The sequence below is a fragment of the Variovorax sp. CCNWLW235 genome (assembly GCF_037204085.1).
Lineage (GTDB): Bacteria > Pseudomonadota > Gammaproteobacteria > Burkholderiales > Burkholderiaceae_C > Variovorax.
Genome location: NZ_JBBCBW010000004.1, coordinates 165,994 through 185,239 on the forward strand (window position 1 = coordinate 165,994; position 19,246 = coordinate 185,239).

At 66.3% G+C, this 19,246-nt stretch carries 15 protein-coding genes; 6 read left to right on the forward strand and 9 right to left on the reverse strand.

Features of this window, described 5'->3' with window-relative positions; all coding sequences use genetic code 11:
• Nucleotides 1–8: 8 nt before the first annotated feature.
• Nucleotides 9–932: a polysaccharide deacetylase family protein gene (locus V9L21_RS06970; protein ID WP_337310347.1), complete on the reverse strand. Its 924-nt coding sequence runs from the start codon at nt 930–932 to the stop codon at nt 9–11.
• A 10-nt stretch (nt 933–942) separates the two neighbouring features.
• Entirely contained in the window at nt 943–1,365 is a 423-nt protein-coding gene (locus V9L21_RS06975) for a nuclear transport factor 2 family protein (RefSeq protein ID WP_337310349.1), read from the reverse strand.
• Nucleotides 1,366–1,597: 232 nt separating this feature from the next.
• Here V9L21_RS06975 and V9L21_RS06980 point away from each other — a divergent pair, with 232 nt between their 5' ends.
• The 5 genes from V9L21_RS06980 to gshB are packed head-to-tail and all read left to right on the forward strand — an operon-like array spanning nt 1,598 to nt 8,453.
• Complete coding sequence (locus V9L21_RS06980; RefSeq protein ID WP_337310351.1) at nt 1,598–2,800, forward strand: ABC transporter substrate-binding protein; 1,203 nt, start codon at nt 1,598–1,600, stop codon at nt 2,798–2,800.
• Nucleotides 2,797–3,675, forward strand: a complete 879-nt coding sequence (locus V9L21_RS06985) for a branched-chain amino acid ABC transporter permease (RefSeq protein WP_337310353.1) — start codon at nt 2,797–2,799, stop codon at nt 3,673–3,675. Before V9L21_RS06980 ends, V9L21_RS06985 begins: the two co-directional genes overlap by 4 nt.
• Nucleotides 3,672–6,188: a branched-chain amino acid ABC transporter ATP-binding protein/permease gene (locus tag V9L21_RS06990; protein WP_443304509.1), complete on the forward strand. Its 2,517-nt coding sequence runs from the start codon at nt 3,672–3,674 to the stop codon at nt 6,186–6,188. The genes V9L21_RS06985 and V9L21_RS06990 overlap by 4 nt, the downstream gene beginning before the upstream one ends.
• A gap of 46 nt (nt 6,189–6,234) precedes the next feature.
• On the forward strand, nt 6,235–7,503 hold the full coding sequence (locus V9L21_RS06995) for a benzoate/H(+) symporter BenE family transporter (protein ID WP_337310355.1): 1,269 nt from the start codon (nt 6,235–6,237) through the stop codon (nt 7,501–7,503).
• Nucleotides 7,503–8,453 carry a glutathione synthase gene (gshB, locus tag V9L21_RS07000; RefSeq protein WP_337310357.1) on the forward strand — a complete coding sequence of 317 codons (951 nt, stop codon included), beginning with the start codon at nt 7,503–7,505 and terminating at the stop codon, nt 8,451–8,453. The genes V9L21_RS06995 and gshB overlap by 1 nt, the downstream gene beginning before the upstream one ends.
• Here gshB and V9L21_RS07005 read toward each other — a convergent pair.
• The 4 genes from V9L21_RS07005 to V9L21_RS07020 all read right to left on the reverse strand — a co-directional run bounded on the left by V9L21_RS07005 (nt 8,419) and on the right by V9L21_RS07020 (nt 14,287).
• Entirely contained in the window at nt 8,419–9,717 is a 1,299-nt protein-coding gene (locus V9L21_RS07005) for a PepSY-associated TM helix domain-containing protein (RefSeq protein WP_337310359.1), read from the reverse strand. The two genes, gshB and V9L21_RS07005, sit on opposite strands and share 35 nt — an antisense overlap.
• The gene (locus tag V9L21_RS07010; RefSeq protein ID WP_337310361.1) at nt 9,717–11,942 is read right to left on the reverse strand and encodes a TonB-dependent receptor; all 2,226 of its coding nucleotides are present in this window, start codon (nt 11,940–11,942) and stop codon (nt 9,717–9,719) included. Before V9L21_RS07010 ends, V9L21_RS07005 begins: the two co-directional genes overlap by 1 nt.
• A gap of 141 nt (nt 11,943–12,083) precedes the next feature.
• Entirely contained in the window at nt 12,084–13,892 is a 1,809-nt protein-coding gene (locus V9L21_RS07015; RefSeq protein WP_337310363.1) for a tetratricopeptide repeat protein, read from the reverse strand.
• The gene (locus V9L21_RS07020) at nt 13,892–14,287 is read right to left on the reverse strand and encodes a hypothetical protein (protein WP_337310365.1); all 396 of its coding nucleotides are present in this window, start codon (nt 14,285–14,287) and stop codon (nt 13,892–13,894) included. Before V9L21_RS07020 ends, V9L21_RS07015 begins: the two co-directional genes overlap by 1 nt.
• A 1,062-nt stretch (nt 14,288–15,349) precedes the next feature.
• Between V9L21_RS07020 and V9L21_RS07025 the strand changes: the two genes are divergently transcribed.
• On the forward strand, nt 15,350–15,637 hold the full coding sequence (locus V9L21_RS07025) for a hypothetical protein (RefSeq protein ID WP_337310367.1): 288 nt from the start codon (nt 15,350–15,352) through the stop codon (nt 15,635–15,637).
• Between the two features lie 11 nt (nt 15,638–15,648).
• On the opposite strand, the gene V9L21_RS07030 is transcribed toward V9L21_RS07025, so the two are convergent.
• The 3 genes from V9L21_RS07030 to V9L21_RS07040 form a co-directional block, all read right to left on the reverse strand.
• Entirely contained in the window at nt 15,649–16,416 is a 768-nt protein-coding gene (locus tag V9L21_RS07030; RefSeq protein ID WP_337310369.1) for a class II glutamine amidotransferase, read from the reverse strand.
• A 50-nt stretch (nt 16,417–16,466) separates the two neighbouring features.
• A complete protein-coding gene (locus tag V9L21_RS07035; protein WP_337310371.1) occupies nt 16,467–17,606 on the reverse strand; it encodes an ABC transporter substrate-binding protein in 1,140 nt (379 codons plus the stop codon).
• Between the two features lie 73 nt (nt 17,607–17,679).
• Entirely contained in the window at nt 17,680–19,164 is a 1,485-nt protein-coding gene (locus tag V9L21_RS07040) for an MFS transporter (RefSeq protein ID WP_337310373.1), read from the reverse strand.
• Nucleotides 19,165–19,246 lie beyond the last annotated feature (82 nt).

A 19,246-nucleotide genomic window follows, 5' to 3' on the forward strand; every position in this document is an offset into this window, starting at 1 on the left:
AGCCCGCTTCAGTCGAACTCCCCGGGTCGCTCGACAGCAAGCTGCGCGACGTGCGCCGCAATCGCACCCGGCGTGGTGAACCAGATCTCGCCGCGGTCGCGCGCGCGTGCAAGGTGCGCGAGCGCCGTGCGCAGGTGCCGCAGCCGGTAAGGCTGGCCCACGATGTACGGATGCAGTGCGAGGCCCATCACCAGCGGCTGCGCACGTGCCTGCTCGCGCATCTCGTCGAAGTTGTCGATCACCATCGCGCTGAAGTCCTTCGCGTCCATCAGCCGGCCGACGATCATCGGAATGTCGTTGAGCTCCTGCGGATACGGCACCGACCAGATGGCGCCGCCTCCGCGCGTGCGCATGCGCACGGGCTGGTCGTCGTGGCACCAGTTGAGGGTGTAGCCGTAGCCGGTCTCCGTCAGCAGGTCGGGCGTGAGCGCGCTTTCGGAGATCCACGGCGACAGCCATCCCGCGGGCGCCTGCCCGCTCTCGCGCAGCATGCGCTCGCGGCAGCGCACGAGCAGTGCGCGTTCATGGGCTTCGTCCAGCGCACCCTGGCGCTCGGCATTGCTGTGGCCGTGGCCGATGAGTTCGTCGCCGCGCGCCACCAGGGCCGCCACAAGTTCCGGGCAGTGGTCGTAGAGCGCTGTGTTCACCAGGGCGCCAGTGGGCAGTCCGAGCGCATCGAAGAGCTCGATGCAGCGCCAGGCGCCCACGCGGTTGCCGTACTCGCGCCAGCCGTGGTTCAGCACGTCGGGCTGCGGCGAGGCCGGGCCGATGCAGGCGCCGAGCCCGTCGCCGAACGCGAAGTGCTCGATGTTGAAGCCCAGGTACACCGCAAGCCGCGCGCCGTTGGGCCACGCGTAGTCGGGCCGGCGCGTGATCGGCCGGTAGTCGAAGCGCCCGTGCGAGGGCAGCAGCTCGGGCCAACGCGTTGTCATGCGCCTTGCCTCACAGCACTGCAAGCCCGGCGCGCACCAGCAGCCACTCGGCGCTGTCGTTCCACACGTCCATCTGAACGATGAGCCCGTGGCTCACCACGTAGCGGTCGACGTAGCGGTTGCCCTCGAAAGCCGTGCCGTCCGGCCATGCGCCGTAGAGCGTGCCCAGGCTGTAGACCACGGTTTCTTCGGGCGTGCCACCGGCCACCACCTCGGTGCGCTCGATCTTCTTCTTGACCCACGCATAGCGCTTGGCGTTGAAGGCCGAGGTGTCGCCGGGTGCCCGCATCGGGCGGTTGCCCGTGAAGCGGATGCGAATGGCGGGTGCGGTGTAGCGCGAGGCCGACTCCGGGTCGGGAATCATCACCAACCGAAGGAATTCGTCGACCACGGCGGCAGGGTCGGTGAGCGTGGGCGCAGCAGGTGTATCCATGGGGTTCTCCATTGGTGGGCCATGGCGGTGCATGGCGAAAGGCTTGAGATGGTTGCAGCAATTCTCGTGCCGAATTGTCGACCTGCAAAAGCATGAATTGTCGACAATATGAGTAATGGATTGTTGACTTGGCATGGCGCTTGCATCCGGAGCGAGCCAGCCGCTTCGGCGGATGCCGATGCACCTTGTTGGGTGCCGCCCGTTGTTGTCCCCCTTCGACCAGGAGTCCGCCATGACCCGCACCATCCGCCTTCCCCGACTGAGCCGCCGCTCGCTTTGCCTGGCCGCCGCCGCGGCCTGCCTTTCGACGGGTACAGCCTTCGCTGCAGATCCGATCAAGATCGGCCTAGTCACCGCGCTTTCGGGCCAGTCGGCGCTGGCCGGCGAGGCCATCACGCGCGGCCTCACGGTCGCCATCGACGAGATCAATGCCAAGGGTGGCCTGCTTGGCGGGCGCAAGCTCGAACTGGTGCGCCGCGACGACGAAGCCAATCCCGCGAAGGGCGTGGTCTCCGCGCGCGAACTGATCTTCAAGGAGAAGGTCGCGGTGCTGTTCGGCGGGCTCGACACGCCCGTGTCCATGGCCATCGTGCCAATTGCCAACCAGGAGAAGACGCCCTTCATGGGCCCCTGGGCCGCAGGCACTCCCATCACCAAGAACGGCGCCAATCCCAACTTCGCCTTCCGCGTCTCGGCGGTCGACGAGATCGTCAACGTCGGCATGCTCGACTACGCGCAGAAAACCTTCAAGTCGAGCAAGTTCGGCATGATCCTGGTCAACAACCCCTGGGGCGAATCGAACGAGAAGGGCCTGCACGCCGCGCTGGCGGCCAAGGGCCTGAAGGCCGTGGGCGTGGAGAAGTTCGACGGCAACGACGTCGACGTGGTGCCGCAGCTCACGCGCCTGAAGGCCGCGGGCGCCGACACGCTCTTCATGGTGGGCAACGTCGGTCCCTCGGCGCAGGTGGTCAAGTCGCTCGACCGCATGGGCTGGCAAGTGCCGATCGTTTCGCACTGGGGTCCGGCGGGCGGTCGTTTCACGGAGCTGGCCGGCCCGAACGGCAAGAACGTGCACTTCGTGCAGACCTACAGCTTCTTCGGCAAGCAGTCGCCGGTCGGCGAGAAGGTGATCGCGGCGCTCAAGGCAAAGTACCCGGCCATCAAGGGCCCGGACGACATCACTCCGGCCGTGGGCGTGGCCAATGCCTATGACGGCATGCAACTCGCCGCGCTGGCCATTGCGGCCGCCGGCTCGACCGACGGCGACGCGGTGCGCCAGGGCTTCTACAAGATCGGCAAGTACGAAGGGCTCATCAAGACCTACGACAAGCCCTTCTCGCCCGGCGTTCACGACGCGGTGACCGCAAGCGACTACGTATGGGCGCAGTTCATCGACAACCGCATCCTGCCGGTGGGCATGGCCGCGGCGAAATGATGCTGCTGTCCGCATGGATCAGCGGGCTGGGGCTCGGCAGCATGTACGGGCTGATCGCGCTCGGCTTCCACGTGACCTATGCCGTGTCGGGCACCGTCAACTTCGCGCAGGGCAGCGCAATGATGCTGGGCGCGGTCTTCACCTTCTGGTTCGCGCAGACACTGGGCTGGCCGATGGCGCTTGCGGTGCTGCTGGCGCTCGCGCTCTGCGGCGCCTACGGCCTTCTGGTCGAGTTCGCGGCCGTGCGGCCTTTCGCGAGCCGCGGTTCCGAAGCCTGGCTGATGGCAACGGTCGCGCTCGGCATGGTGGTCGACAACCTGGTGATGTTCACCTTCGGCAAGGAGCCGCGCAGCCTGCCTTCGCCGCTCGCGGTCACGCCGCTGCAGGTGGGCGAGGTGGGGCTCGGTGTGTATCCGCTGCAGTTGCTGATTCCGCTCGCCGGCCTTGCGCTTGCGGCGGTGCTGCACCTGGTGGCGCGCCGCACGCGCTGGGGCATCGGCATGCTGGCCGTGGTGCAGAACCCGGCGGCCGCGCGGCTCATGGGCATTCCGATCCGCCGCGCGGTGGCTGCGGCCTTTGCGCTCTCGGCGGTGCTCGCGGGCGTGGCGGGCGTGCTGATTGCGCCGCTCTTCAACGTGCAGGCCGACATGGGCACGCTGTTCGGGCTCAAGGCTTTTGCGGTCGCGATTCTCGGCGGCATTACCAGTGCATGGGGCGTGATGGGCGCGGGCCTGCTGTTCGGCCTGGCCGAGGCGCTGATCACCGCCACGCTCGGCTCGGGCTACACGCAGATATTGACCTTCGGCCTCGTGATCGCGGTGCTCGCGCTGCGGCCGCAGGGGCTCTTCGGGCGCGCGGCGGTGAAAAAAGTATGAGCGACATCGGCATGCGCTGGGCCGCGCTGGCAGGGCTAGCGGCCGCCATGGCGGCAGGCGTGGCGCTCGCGGCCACGGTCAACGGCTATTACGTCTTCGTGCTCGCCAACGTTGCGCTGTTCGCCATCGTGGGCATCGGGCTCAACGTGCTGCTCGGCCTCACGGGGCAGATGTCCTTCGGCCATGTGGGCTTCTATGCCATCGGCGCCTACGCGGTCGCCATCCTCACGGGCAAGGCCGGCTGGAGCTTCTGGGCCGCCTGGCCTGCGGGCGCGCTGATTGCCGGCGCCATGGGCGCATTGCTCGCGCTGCCGGCGCTGCGCGCCAGGGGGCCGTACCTTGCGATGATCACCATCGCCTTCGGCTTCATCGTCGAGCATGCCATCGTCGAGGCGCGCGACCTCACGGGTGGGCAGAACGGCATCATGGGCATTGCGGGTCCGGTGCTCGGCGGCCTTGCACGGGGCGAGCGCGCGGCCGCCATGCTCGCGGTGATCACGGCGGGCATCGCGGTCGCGGCCTTCGCGATGCTCTCGCGCGGCGGCTGGGGCGCTGCGATGCGCGCGGTGCGCGACAGCGAAACCGCGGCCGAATCGATCGGCCTCGATCCGCTGCGCATCAAGACCGTGGCCTTTGCCGTCTCGGCGCTCTGCGCGGGCGCGGCCGGCGGGCTGTTCGCGCCGCTCTCGGGTTTCGTCACGCCGCACACCTTCGGCTTCGGCCAGTCGATCCTGTTCGTGCTCGTGGTGATGATCGGCGGCGCGGGCTCCGTCGCGGGTCCGCTGGTGGGCGCGCTCGTGGTGGGCCTGCTGCCGGAGCTGCTCGCGAGCTTCGAGGAATACCGGCTGCTGATCTTCGGCCTGCTCCTGCTGGTGGTGCTCTGGGTTGCGCCCGAGGGCGCGGCCGGGCTCTGGCGCCGCGTTGCAGCCCGCATGGGCATGCAGCCCGCCGAAGCGCCGCTTGCGGCCAGTGGAGATACGGGACTCGCGCCGCGCGCAGCGGGCGCGCCGATTCGCACCGAGGGCCTCACGATGCAGTTCGGCGGGGTGCGCGCGGTGGGCGACCTTGCCTTTGCCACGCAGCCCGGCGGCATTACCAGCCTGATCGGCCCCAACGGTGCCGGCAAGACCACCGTGCTGAACATGCTGAGCGGGTTCTACCGGCCCACCGGCGGCGGCTTTCGCCTGGGCGAGTCGGCCTTGCAAGGGCAGCGTGCCTATCGCATTGCGCGCGCCGGCGTTGCGCGCACCTACCAGACCTCCCAACTCTTCGGCAGCCTCAGCGTGGAAGACAACGTGGCGCTCGCGCTCGGCCGTGGCACGCTCGGGCCGCTGCTCGGCGCGCCGCGTTTCCGCTCGGCGGCGGCACGTTCCGAGGCGCGGCGGCTGCTCGCGTTCTGCGGCTATGCGGGGTCGGCGCAGGTGCGGGCCGCCGATCTCGCGCACGTCGACCGGCGGCTGGTCGAGATCGCACGCGCGCTGGCCACTGCGCCGCAAGCGCTCTTGCTCGACGAGCCCGCGGCCGGCCTCTCGCGCGAGGACAAGGCCCGCCTTGCCGCGCTGCTGCAGCGCATCGCGGCCGCGGGCATCGGCGTGCTGCTGGTCGAGCACGACATGGATCTGGTGATGGGCATCTCGGACCACATCGTGGTGCTCGATGCCGGCCGCAGGCTGGCCGTGGGCGGCGTGGCCGCGATCCAGGCCGACCCCGCGGTGCGCAAGGCCTACCTCGGCGAAGCCATGGCGGCAGGCGATGCACCTGCGGACGGCCAAGCGCCGCGCCCACCGCTGCCGGCCGACGCACCCGAGCTGCTCGGCGTCGGCGGCCTTGTCGCCGGCTACGGCGCGGAGCCGGTGCTGCACGGCATCGACCTGCGCGTGCGGCGCGGCGAACTGGTGGCGCTGCTCGGCGCCAACGGCGCGGGCAAATCGACATTGATGCGTTCGCTCGCTGGCTTGCACCGGCCGGTGCAGGGCGGCATCCATATCGACGGCATCGAACTCGCGGGCCTGGCGGCCGAGCGCGTGGTGGCGCATGGCCTGGTGCTGGTGCCCGAAGGCCGGCAGGTGTTTCCCGAACTCAGCGTGCGGGACAACATCCGGCTGGGAGCTTTTCTCGACGGCCGCGACATCGAGGCGCGCACCGAGGCCATGCTCGGGCGCTTTCCGCGCCTGCGCGAGCGGCTGCACCAGCGCGCCGGCCTGCTCTCGGGCGGCGAGCAGCAGATGCTGGCGATTGCGCGCGGCCTGATGTCGAAGCCGCGCGTGCTGCTGCTCGACGAACCCTCGCTGGGCCTGGCGCCGAAGATCATCGCCGAACTGTTCAAGGCGCTCGACGGGCTGCGGGCCGAAGGGCTGACCGTGGTGCTGGTCGACCAGATGGCGGCACTCGCGCTGGCGCTGTGCGACCGTGCCTACGTGATCGAGGGCGGGCGCATCGTGGCCGAAGGCAGTGCGGCCGAGATCGCGGCCGACGGGGCGCTCGCGCGGGCCTACCTCGGTTCGACCACCTGAAAGGCGGCCTCGCGCGATCGGGTCGGCCAGCCGGCACAATCGCCGGATGTCGTTTTTCAAGGACCTCAGCCTCTCGGCCTTCACCGCCGGCTTCGTCGCCGTGCTCGTGGGTTTCACGAGTTCGGTGGCCATCGTGTTCCAGGCCGCGCAGGCTTTCGGCGCCACGCCCGAAATCGCGGCCTCGTGGATGTGGGCGCTGGGCATCGGCATGGGCCTGCCTTCCATCGTGCTGTCGCTGTGGTGGCGCAAGCCGGTGATGATTGCCTGGAGCACGCCGGGCGCGGCGGTGCTTGCCGTGGCGGCGGGCAGCTACGGCATGGGTGAGGCGGTCGGCGCCTTCATTGCCTGCGCCGCGCTGATCGTGCTGGCGGGCTCCACGGGCTGGTTCGAACGGGTCATGAACAAGATTCCGATGGCGATTGCCTCGGCGCTGCTTGCCGGTGTGCTCGCGCGCTTCGGGCTCGATGCGTTCATTGCCGCGAAAACGGCGCTGCCGCTGGTGCTCTTGATGCTCGGCACCTACCTCGTCGCCAAGCGCTTGCTGCCGCGCTATGCGGTGCCGCTCACGCTGCTGGTTGCCATTGCCTTCGTGGCCGCGCGCGGCGAGCTGAGCTGGTCGGCAGTGCACTTCTCGCTCACCTGGCCCGTGTTCACCATGCCGGTGTTCAGCTGGCAGGCCATCGTCAGCCTGGCCTTGCCGCTTTTCATCGTCACCATGGCTTCGCAGAACCTGCCGGGCGTGGCGACCATACGTGCGGCGGGCTACGGCGACCTGCCGGTCAGCAAGCTCATCACCATCACCGGGCTGGCAACACTGGTGCTGGCGCCTTTTGGCGCGTTTGCCTTGAACCTGGGCGCCATCAGCGCCGCCATCTGCATGGGCCGCGAGGCGCATGAAGACCCGGCGCGGCGCTACACGGCGGCCGCAAGCTGCGGCGCCATCTACGTGGTGATCGCGTTCTTCGGCGCGGCGGTCACCGGGCTGCTCACGGCGTTTCCCAAAGAGCTGGTCGCCGCCATTGCCGGCCTGGCACTGCTGGGCACCATCGGCAGCGGGCTGGCTGGCGCGGTGCGCGACGAGCCGCACCGCGAGGCCGCGATCATCACCTTCCTGGTCACGCTCTCGGGCGTGGCCATCCTGGGCATCGGCTCGGCCTTCTGGGGCGTGGTGGCCGGTGCGCTGGCATTGGCGGTGCAGCAGGCCGGGCGCACGAAGGCAAAGGCCTCCGCCGGCAAGGACATCGCCGCTTCCGGCAACATCGCGCCAGACAGCAGCAACATGGCGGCCACACCCGGCGCCGGAAAGACTCACTGATGAAAAACATCCTCTTCGTCGCCGACCCGCTCGACCATTTCAAGATCTACAAGGACACCACGTTCTCGATGATGCGCGAGGCCCAGCGCCGCGGCTATCGCATCGCGGCCTGCCTGCCGCAGGACATCCAGTGGAAATCGGGCGGGCAGGTCACCGCCACGGTGCAGCAGATCACGCTCACCGGAGACGCAAGGGACTGGTACCGCGTCGACATCAGCGAGGCCAAGGCGCTGAAGGATTTCGATGCTGTGCTGATGCGCAAGGACCCGCCCTTCGACGCCGAGTACATCTATGCCACGCACCTGCTCGAGCAGGCCGAGCGCGAAGGCGCGCGCGTGGTGAACAAGCCGAGCGCGCTGCGCGACCACCCCGAGAAGCTCGCGATCATGGAGTTTCCGCAGTTCGTCACGCCCACGCTGGTCACGCGCAGCCCGCAGGCCGTGCGCGACTTTCATGCCGAGCATGGCGACATCATCCTGAAGCCGCTCGACGGCATGGGCGGCATGGGCATCTTCCGCGTGAAGCAGGACGCGCTGAACCTCGGCTCCATCGTCGAGACGCTCAACAAGGACGGCGCCGAAACCATCATGGTGCAGCGCTTCGTGCCCGAGGTCGTGCAGGGCGACAAGCGCATCCTGATCATCGCGGGCGAGCCGGCGCCGTTCGTGCTGGCGCGCATTCCGCAAGGCACCGAAGTGCGCGGCAACCTGGCAGCCGGCGGCAAGGGCGTGGCGCAGCCGCTCACGGCGCGCAACCGCGAAATCGCCGAGGCCATTGGCCGGGTGCTCGCGCCGCGCGGGCTGCTCTTGATCGGGCTCGACGTGATCGGCGACTCGGTCACCGAGATCAACGTGACGAGCCCGACCTGCTTTCAGGAGATCACCGAGCAGACCGGCTTCGATGTGCCGAAGATGTTCATCGATGCGCTCGAGGCGCACCTGGCTGCATAGCGCTGAGTTCCTCGGGTAGCGCCTCGCGCTGCCAACGTGTCTGCAGCAGCCGCGCGCGCCGCTTGCGCCACCAGATCACGATGCCTGTGACTGACAGGCCCGCCACGGCCAACCCCATGAGCGACATCAGGATGCGCCCCGGCAGCCCGAGGATGCGCCCGCCGTGCAGCGGCAATTGCAGCTGCGCGAACACGTCGGCGGCGGTGCCGTGCCATGGCCGGTTGCTGCTGATGATGTGGCCGTCGCGGCCGTCCAGGTAGAGGTTCGACAGGCCCATGCCGTCGCTGTCGTCGTGCGAGGCGTGGTCGAAGAACGACACGTTGTAGAAGCCGCCGCGCTGGTTGTAGAACACACCGCCGAGCGGCGTGGTCCAGCCGCGCCGGCGTGCTTCGGCCTCGGCGTCGGCAACGATCTGGCGGAAGCCGATGGCGGGTTCGATGCGCGCGCCCAGCGGCGCGAGCGGCACCAGCGCCGAGGGCCCCGGCGTCGTCTTCGACACCAGCGACAGCATCGGGTGGAAGATTTCCTTGTAGAGATTGAGCGAGAACGAGGTGAACGCGATGATGATGATCAGCACCCATATCCACAGCCCGCCCGCGCGGTGCAGGTCGAAGTTGAGCTTGTAGCCGCCCGCGGCCCAGCGCACGGCCCAGGCCGGCTTCCAGCGCCGCCACCATTCGCGCGCGGCGCGGTGTTCGGGATGCGCGGACCGCCGCTGGCGCCGCGGCGTGGTGAGGTACAGCGCAACAAAGCTGTCGAGCAGCCACACCAGCGCCACCGTGCCCATGATCCAGTGGCCCAGCCGGTCGATGCCCCAGACGGCCGGCACATGCAGCGTGTAGTGCAGCTTGCGCAGGAAGGGCATCAGCGTCTCGGGCTTGAGCGAGATCGCAGCCGAATCGCGCTGGCCGCGGATCTCGGCCGTGACCGGATCGACGTACACGCGGTTGTAGCCGAGCTGATAGGGCTTGCCGGTGGCGGGGTCGGTGCGCGGCTGCACGAAGTAGCCGGCCGCGTGGCCTTCCTCGAAGCCGAGCGGCATGTACGCGACCCGCGCGCGCGGGTCGTGCGCCTCCACGGCGGCCGCCAGGTCGAACGGATCGCGGAACGGGCCGCGCGAGTCCGTGTCGTAGAGCTCGCTATTGAGCCAGCCGTCGATCTCGTGGTCCCACGAGATCACGGCGCCGGTCAGGCCCGAGACGATCAGGAACAGTGCAACCGCGAGCCCCGCGAAGCGGTGCACTGCGGTCCAGAAGGCGCGCATCAGAAATCGATGGTGCCGCTCACCGCAAAGGTGCGCGGTGCGCCCAGGACCAGGTAGTTGGAGCCCTGCGTGCCGCCCACCGACGCCCAGTACGACTTGTTGAACAGGTTGTCGATGCGCGCGCGCAGCGTGAGCGCGCGGCCGTTGCCCAGGTCAACCAGGTAGCGTGCGCCGATGTCGAAGCGCGTCCAGCCCGGAATTTGCTGCGTGTTGGTGGCGTTGGCGTACTGCTTGGAGGTGTACAGCAGGCGTGCATTCAGCGACAGGTTGCGCACGCCCGGCACGTCCCATTCGGCGCCGAGATTGGCCTGCTGCTTGGCCACGCCGATGGCGGTGAAGCCGTCGGTCGCACCGCCCTGGGTGTTCTTCTGCTTCGCGTCGAGCAGCGTCAAGCCGCCCAGCAGGCGCAGGCCCTTGGCAGGCTGGCCGAACACCGAGAACTCCAGGCCCTGGTTGCGCTGCTTGCCGTAGAGGCCGTAGGTCTGGCCCTCGTATTGGTAGGTCGGCTGGTCGGTGGTGAAGAAGGCAGCGCTCGCACCGATCGTGCCGCCGTCGTACTTGACGCCGATTTCCTTCTGCTTGGCCTGGTAGGGCGCGAACACCTCGCCGGCGTTGGTGACCGGACGGCTGTTGACCGTGCCGGGCGCCACGTTGCCCTTGACGAGGGCTTCGATGTAGTTGGCGTAGACCGAGGTGCTCGGCGTGACCTTGAACACGATGCCGGCCACCGGCGTGGTCTTGCTCTTGTCGTAGGTGCTCGTTTCCTTGATCGTGTTGTAGGCGAAGCTGGTCTGCTCGATGGTCTGGCGACGCACGCCGAGCGTGACCAGCAGACGGTCGTCCATGAACGACATGGTGTCGGCCACCGCAACGCTCGAGGTCTCGATCTTGTCGGTCAATCGCGGGTCTTCGAGCGTGTTGCCGGTGAAGCTGTTGGCCACCGGAAACGGCGACGCGTAAGGCATGTAGATGTTGTTGCGGATTCGGTCGCGCGAGATCGTGTAGGCGTTGTCGCGGTCGTTGCTGTATGTGGCGGCCGAAGCCACCACGGTGTGCTTCACCGGCCCGGTCGCGAAATTGCCGCGCACGCCGATCTCGGCGGTGCCGATGCGGTCCTTGCGCGTGTTGCTGAAACGCGTGCCGCTGGTGTTGCCGAACGCGTCGGCGAGCGTCGGGTTCGCCAGCACGTTGTCTTCGTCGCTGCGGCGCACGCCGCCCGCGGCCCAGGCGGTGATGTTGTCGGTGATGTCGACTTCACCGCGGAAGGTGGCGAACTTGTCCTTTTCCTTCGAGTAGGTCCAGGGCTGCGCAAAGTTGGTGCTGGCGTCGGGCGCGCTGGGGATCGGCAGCGTCGACGAGGGCGTGAGGCTCGGGCGGCCGTCCTTCAGGTCGTAGTCCTGGTAGCCGAAGTCGGCCGACAGCCGCACGTTGCGGTTGCGCCAGTCCAGGCCGACGGCGAAAGCGCTGAGCTGCTGGCTCTCCTTGTGGACGCCGGTACCGCCTTCGCGGCGCACGGCATTCACCCGCACGCCCAGGCTGTCGTCGGGACCGAAGCGGCGCGCCAGGTCGAGGTTCACGTAGCCTTGGCCGCCGGTCTGCACGCCGAAGCCGACGCGGGTGAGCGGCTCGTTCGGCGCGCGCTTGGGCAGCAGGTTGATCGCGCCGCCGATACCGCTGCCGCCGGGCGCTGCGCCGTTCAGGAAGGAGTTGGCGCCGCGGAACACTTCCACGCGCTCGAAGAATTCAGAAGCGATGTACTGGCGCGGCAGCATGCCGTATAGGCCGTTGTAGGCCACGTCGTCCGAGTACACGGGGAAGCCGCGCACCACATAGAGTTCCTGGAAGTTGCCGAAGCCGCGCGCCTGGCGCACCGACGGGTCGTTGAGCAGCACGTCGGCAACGCTCTTGGCTTGCTGGTCCTGGATCAGCTCGTTGGTGTAGTTGGTGCTCGAAAACGGCGTGCTCATCATGTCCTGGTTGCCCAGGATGCCAACGCGGCCGCCGCGCGCCACCTGGCCGCCGGCATAGGGCTTGGCCAGGCCTTCGGCCGATGCGTCGGCGCTGGCTTCGACGGTGACGGTGGCCAGCGTGCCTCCAGGGGCGGCAATCGGCGGGGAGGCAGCGGGTTCCGTGGTGGTGGTCTGGGCAAGGGCTGCTACGGCGTGAAGGGCGAGCAGTGAGGCGGCCACGGTCGGGCGAAGCCGGAGAAACGGAGCAACGGGCATGGGCAGTTCGGTCTGAAATACAAATGAGAACCGTTATTATTCGACGACAAGCCACCGTTCTCCATACTTTCTTGCGTTGTTGCGAAAAAGTGTCAGAAAAAAGTTGTCAGCAGCTGAAGCGGTGCTGCGGACCCCCTGGGTCTATTTCGAGACCTGAGGGACAGCCTCACCCCGCATTCCGAATGTCTCAGTCAGAGCTTGTCTTAGCTTCGACAGAACATCAGCCCAATCCCCAGGCGATGGCTGCCGAAAAACACGGACAGTCGGATACCAAGGGCTGTCTGTCCGGCTCGAGAACCAGCGCCAATCAGCCACGTAAGGAAGCAGAAGCCATGTTTTGGCACCAAGAGCTCCCGCAAGATGGGCAATGGAGGTGTCGACAGTGACGACCAAGTCAAGTGCAGCCATCTGCGCGGCCGTATGAACGAAGCGCGTCTCTTCGAAGTGGTGAAGGACAGCGCGGTCTTCTGCGGCGGCCTTGTCGTACTCGTCGACCGATGAATCTCGCGGCACCAGACTCCAGACGCTGGCCCATTGTGGCAATGAGGCCATGAGCCTTGATAGGTCAATGGACCTCCGATGATTTTCCGGATGGTCTGGGTTGCCGGACCACGCCACGCCAATGCGCGGTGCGGGTCGCGCTGTCACGACCTCTGTGAACCGAGCCACAAGCGCATCATCGGGCTGCAGGTAAGGAGCGGAGGCTGGAATCGTCTGAAATGTCGTACCCAGTGCCAAAGGCAGGCTCGCAAGTGGGCAATTAAAGTCATGCGGCGGTACGGGCTCGCCACGACCCACGAGCAAATCAACTCCCGCCAGCGATTTCAGGATGCCCAATAGCGCGGGCTGCACCTCCAACACGACACGTCCGCCAAGCACGCTGACAAGGGAGGCATACCGGCAGAACTGCAAAGTATCGCCGAGCCCCTGTTCGGCATAGACCAGCAGCGTTTTGCCAGCAAGTGATTCGCTCCCCGACCACCTCGGTGTTTCCAAATCTGGGGCCGAGTTTTGAAGCCGTCTTTCGTTGAACCGGACTTCATAATCCGAGAAGCCTCGCTTCAAGTCGCCCGCTGCCAACCGACATAGACCGCGGTTCCAGCGAACGCCAGCGGGCGCACCCTCGACGACCATCGCGCGCTCATAGAAGGGAAGCGCCTCGTCGTACCGCTGCAGGTCACGCAAGGCATTGGCGAGATTCATCAGCACGTCGCCATCATCCGGCTGGTGATTCAGCAAACGCCGATAGATGGGAATGGCCTCCTCATAGCGGTCAAGGGCGGCAAGTACATTGGCGAAGTTCAGCAAGATGTCGGGCTGCTCCGCATCCGACGCGAGCGCACGCTCCAGGCTGGCGAGTGCGTCTTGGTGCTGGTTCAGCGCATGCTGCGCTACTCCGAGGTTCATCTGGGTTTCGGCCGAATCAGGGGCAATGGCGAGCGCCTGACGGAAAACATCCGCCGCCTCGACGTAGCGGCCCCCCTCATACAGCGACTTTCCCTTGCGGCTCAGCACTTCTGCGTTATGAGGGGTCGACTGGAGCACTTGCGAATAGCAATCGACGGCGGCCTCGTACCGGTGGAGCTGATGCAGTGCCATTCCCATCTTGTCAAGCACGCGGAAGTCGCCCGGCCGCCGGGCCAAGACCCGCTCGAAGCCGCTCAGCGCCTCGAGGGGGCGCCCAGCCTGTTGCTGGACCAGTGCAAGATTGAATTCCGTCGACAAGTTGTGCGGGTCGTACCTGAGAGAGCGCGCCATCACGTCCAAGGCGGTCGCGAGGTCCCCCCTGGAGGCCGAGATGAGGCCAAGCATCGCAAGCGCCTGCGGGTGCTTTGGGTCGGCCTGCAAAAGCTGCCGCCAGAGGACTTCCGCTAGAGACGCATTGCCTTGTCGCTGCAGTTCGAGCGCCTGGCGCGCCAACGCGTCAAGGTGTGAACGTTGTTTCGACATCAGAGATGTTCTTTGACCTCGACCAGCGGGGATCCCAGCAAGAGGTTGATGCGGTATTTCAAGTCGGCGCGATGGTCATTGTTGAGGTACACCTGTCGCGCCGCTTCGATGAATGCAGCGTCGAAGCGAGAAGCTCTTTCTGAGGCGCGCACTGCATTCTCGATGTCCCAAAGGCGCTGGTTCACGGCGAGAAGTTTGCGTTCCAGCACTTCGATTTCAGGGGCTCTGGAGGTCCTGGCGAGCACATCGCGCGCCACGGCACTCAGCAATGCAAGTTCATGGTCTATGAGCACCTGCTTGCGAATATCAGAAATACGTTGCTTCTTGATTTCAAGAATGGTCTTCTTGTCGAAAAGTTCGCCCGGAGACACCGGAATAGTAATAGGGGGGCTCATTTTTCAGACCGCGCGTTGGTTCGATATTTAATAATTGTAGCAACGCATCATCGGCTGCCCTGTCGAACCCTGTATCTCAAATCGATGCACCCGCCCGGGTGAGCTTTGAACACCATTCCTGGTGTCTTTTTCCGTTGAACACTTTCGACCTCAATGCCTGAGATCGCGGTTCGAATTACCCATGCTCCAGGCATCACCGCCACCGGAAGTACCTATATGGAGCGCCGACGGCAACTTAACTCTACGTTGAGAACTTTATCGACCAAGACATCAAGGCCCTAGATCGAAGGGACATGCTGATGCGCCGATCTCGATGAAATAAATGCCCTTTCTTCGAGCCGCCGTTCAAAGAGCAAATCATCGAAATCAGAACTGGGAAAAGAACGAATAAATGCCTCATGCCTTGCTGCAGCGGCTTTTGATGTCATTCGGGTGCCTGTTGGGACTTGTTGCTATTTTTCAGGGGCAGGCCGCGCCCGCTCGGGGATTCCATCATGGTGAATACCTCCACTGCCAGCAATCAGCGTCCGATTTACTTCTTCTATGCAGGATCGACGGAGAGAAGCTTCTGATTTGGTTCGACGTCCCAGCAAATACAGCTCAGGCGGCATATTGCCATGAAACCCGGGGGAAGGCCGTCATGATATGGAGCGCATCCCAGGATGATAATTGCACCTGCAATATATATGCCCGGGCCTACGACGCAAATGGCAACCCCACTGGATCGACAAGTGTCAATCAGCGCACCCACAAAGGCGAATCCTGGCCAAATCCGGGGATTGCAGAGAATGGAGATTTTGTTTCATGGATTGCATCCAAGTGGCGTGGTCGGTGGTCCCCAAACCTCTACGTTGGCGGCAAGACAATTTCGCAGCGATGGAACTCCAATTGCCGATGAATTTCAAGTCGACCCGCTGCAATCCCAATTTGGAGCCGGCAACTCCTGAACAACCAAGTCGCCCAAGGCCTGGCAGGAGGCACCGACAGCTGGAGCTATTACAGGATCACAGTCCCCCCGGATCGCGCAACTGAACATCACCATGACCGGCCCCGTCGGTGGTGGTGACGGCGACATGTGAGTTGCTGACTGGGGAGTCGGTGGCCAGGATCTGGAGTGCCGCGCTCGGCCGTGAAGTGGCTTACGGCGGTGATGACGTGGCCGCCTTCGAAGCGCAGATGGCCACGTCGGGGCCGTCCTGGCTCGCCTACGACATGCGCCTGATGATGGCCGGAATCCGGAAGTTCGGCATGCACGGTGCCGACGGCGCAGCGGATCGGCTGCAGGCCATGCTCGGGCGTCCTCTGCGCAAGTACGCCGACTTCGTCAACGAGACCATGGCCGCATCGTAGGCGGCCCGATTTCAGCGCTGTGCCAACTGCCCGTCCACGAACACGTGCAGTTCGCCGGACGCGAACGGCGTCCAAGTCTCGTTGGTGGTGAGCGGCGCGGTCACCACCACCGCCACGCGGTCGTTGGGCGTCGTGTGCCGCGCAAAGTCGATCTCGAGGTCTTCGTCCGACAGCTGCGCGGTCACGAAGGGGTGGCGGCGCTCCACGTACCAGAGGTTGGTGGAGGCGTGGGCCCAAAGCGCCTGGCCGTTCGAAAGCATGAAGTTGAAGGTGCCGTGGCGCGCGAGCTGCGGCGCCAGTTCGCGCAGCGTGAGCGTGAGCTCCTCGATGCTCGGCACGCCTGCATGCGACTTGGCCAGCTCCTGCATCAGCCAGCAGAAGGCGTGCTCGCTGTCGGTGTTGCCCACGGGGTGAAAGTTGCCGTGCAGGCGCGGACGAAAGTCCTTCAGGTCGCCGTTGTGGGCAAACACCCAGTAGCGGCCCCACAGCTCGCGCACGAAAGGGTGGCAGTTCTGCAGGTTGATGGCGCCCTGCGTGGCCTTGCGGATGTGCGCAATGACGTTGCGGCTTTGAATGGGGTAGCGGCGGATCAGCTCGGCCACGGGCGATTCGCTCGCGGGCAAGTGATCGACGAAGTGCCGAAGCCCCCGGTCCTCGAAGAAAGCGATGCCCCAGCCGTCGGCGTGGTGGTCGGTGCGGCCGCCACGCTGGGCAAAGCCCGTAAAGCTGAAGGTCACGTCCGTGGGCGTGTTGCAGTTCATTCCGAGCAGTTGGCACATGGCGCTATTAAAGCGCGAGCGCAGCCGCCGCGGACGAACCCGCCCAACGCTCAGCGAACGAAGCGGCCTTCGGGCGTGACGCGCACCATTTCGATGAAGCGCGAGCCGGTGGTGGCACCGGTCGAAAAGTCGATGTCCATACCGGCCAGGCGCAGCTTGAGCGCGCGCAGCGTGGCATGCAGGCGTGCGCGCGTCAGGTCGCGGCCGGTGCGCTTGATCGCTTCGATCATCACCAGCCCATTCAGGTAGCCCTCGAAGCTGCCGTAGCCCACCGGCACCTGGGCGCGCTCGGCGAGGCGGCGGTAGTCGCGCGTGACGGCTTCCACTTCGCCCCAGGGGTAGGGCGTGACCTGCGAAATGGCCAGCCCGCCGGCCTGCAGCGGAACCACCTTGGCCGTGACTTCGCCCGAGACGACCGACATGCCGTAGAACATCGGCTTGCTGCCGGCGGCATACATCGCCTTGATCACTTCGCCGGTTACCGTGCCGGCCAGGTACATCAGCACGGCCTGGGGTTGGCTGTCGGCAAGCGCCTTGCCCGCGGCGGCCGAGGTCGATCCGTCGCCCTTCACCGCCACCACCGCCGTCGGAGCCTGCTTGTGGGTGGCCATGGCCGCCTCGATCAGCTTTACCGCTTCAAGGCCGCCGGGGTTGTCCAGGTGGGCGATCGCGATCTTGCTCACGCCGATGGTCGAGAGGTGCTCGACCAGCGCCTGCGCCTCGCGGGCATTGCTGGCGCGCACGAAGTAGGCCGAGCCCGCCACGCGCTCGCGGGCGCTGTCGCCCACGCCGTAGCCGCCCACGCTGGGTGCGCCGCTTTGCTGCAGCAGCTTGGCCGCGGCAGAGGTGGTGCCCGAGCCCACGCAGCCGAAGAAGGCGAACACGCGGTGGTCGTTCAGCAGCTTGCCGTAGTTTTCGAGCGCCTTTTCAGGCTTCAGCTCGTCGTCCAGTGCCACCAGCTTGATCTTGCGCCCGCCCACGCCGCCTTGTTCGTTGGCGGCATCGAAGGCCAGCGCGGCGCCGTTGTGCACGACCTTGATCTGCGAACCGAGCGGGCCGCTCAGCACGGCCGAACTGCCGAGCAGGATCTCGGTGTCGGTCACGCCCATCTCGGCTGCATGTGCCGATGACAGGCGGGCCAGGCCAGCGGCGAAAACCGCCGATGAGGCGACAAAACTTCTGCGTTGCATGTAGATCACCCCATCCAATTAACTAACAAGTATTAACAATTAGAAACGACAGGGGTGAATGTCTACTAAGTGATTACCCTTCCTGTTGCGCCGGTTGACGCAACTGCCAAGCGGCACAAATGGCTATTGCGCACAACGCCGCCAGCATCAGAAACACCTCGTCGAAGGCCGCCAGCCGCGCCGCGCTGCTCGTCGGGTTGGCAAGCGAATCGCCATGCGCCGCCAGCCGCCACTCGAGCACGATGGCGCACAGGCTCACGCCGGCCGCGCCGCCCAGCATGCGCAAGAAGTTGATGGCGCTGGCACCTTGCGGAATCAGCGGCTTGGCCAGCGGGCGCATCGAACCCAGGTTGAGCGAAGGCAGGATGAAGCCGAGCCCGATGCGCCCGATGATGGCAAACGCCACCAGGAGCCACAGGGCGCTGTCGAGCCTCAGCACCACCATCAGCGCAAACGAGGCTGCCAGCAGCGCCAGCCCGATGCTCACCAGCAGCCACGTCGGCTGCCGGTCGGCCAGCCGGCCCACGCCCGCAATGGCCACGGCCAGCACGATGCCCGCCGGCAGCAGGATGGTGCCGACGTGCGAGGCCGACAGCTGCAGCCCCACCTGCATGTACACCGGCAGCAGGTAGGTCGAGCCGAACAGCGCCGTGCCGTAGATGAAGGCGACCACGCTGCCCATGGCGAACTGGCGGTACTGGAAGAGGCCCAGGTTCATCAGCGGCGTGCCGCCCGAGGCCGCGAACCGGCGCTGCCACCAGATGAAGCCCGCAAAGGCTGCCAGCGCGCCGGTCAGCAGCAGGGCGGCTTCGAAGGGCGAGTCGCCGCGCAGTTCGACCAGCCCGTTCAGCAGGCAGAGCGTGCCCGCCGTGCCCAGTGCCAGGCCCCGCCAGTCGAGCCCGCTGCCGCGCGAGGCTGCCACGCCGCCCGGCGCCGTGGTGGGCACGAACTTGTAGGCCAGCCAGAGCGAGGCCAGGCAGAACGGCACCACCATGAAGAAGATGGAGCGCCAGCCGAACAAATCGACCAGCACCCCGCCGATGCTCGGGCCGATGGCCGGCGCCAGCACCACGCCCATGCCGAAGATGCCGCTGGCGCGCCCCTGTTCGTGCGGCTCGAAGGCGCGCAGGATGATGATGGCCGGAATAGGCTGCACCACGCCGGCCGCAAGCCCTTCGGCCACGCGCGCCAGCAGCACCAGCGTGAAGTTGTTGGCCAGCCCGCCCGCCACGCCGCCCGCGAGCAGCAGCACCATGGTGCCCACGTAGGTGCGCCTGTAGCCGTAGCGCGACAGCAGCCAGGGCGTGGTCAGCATCGAGACGGTCATGGCCACCATGAAGCCCGAACTCACCCATTGCGCCCGCTCCTGGCCGAGCGAGAAGTGGTGGCTCATGCCCGGGATCGCCACGTTGACGATGGTCGACGACATGATCGACGCCATCACGCCCACCATGACCGAGACCAGCAGGTACCAGCGGTAGCGCGGACCGTAGCGTTCGCGCATGGTGCCGAGGGTCGGCGGGGCCGGCGGTGCGGCTTCAGGCGGGGGAGTGGGCATCGTGGAGCGGCGGCCCGGCTTTGGGTGCGGGTCCGTCGTCCTACAAGCATATCGGTCTTTGCGCGAATGGGCGCCGATGCAA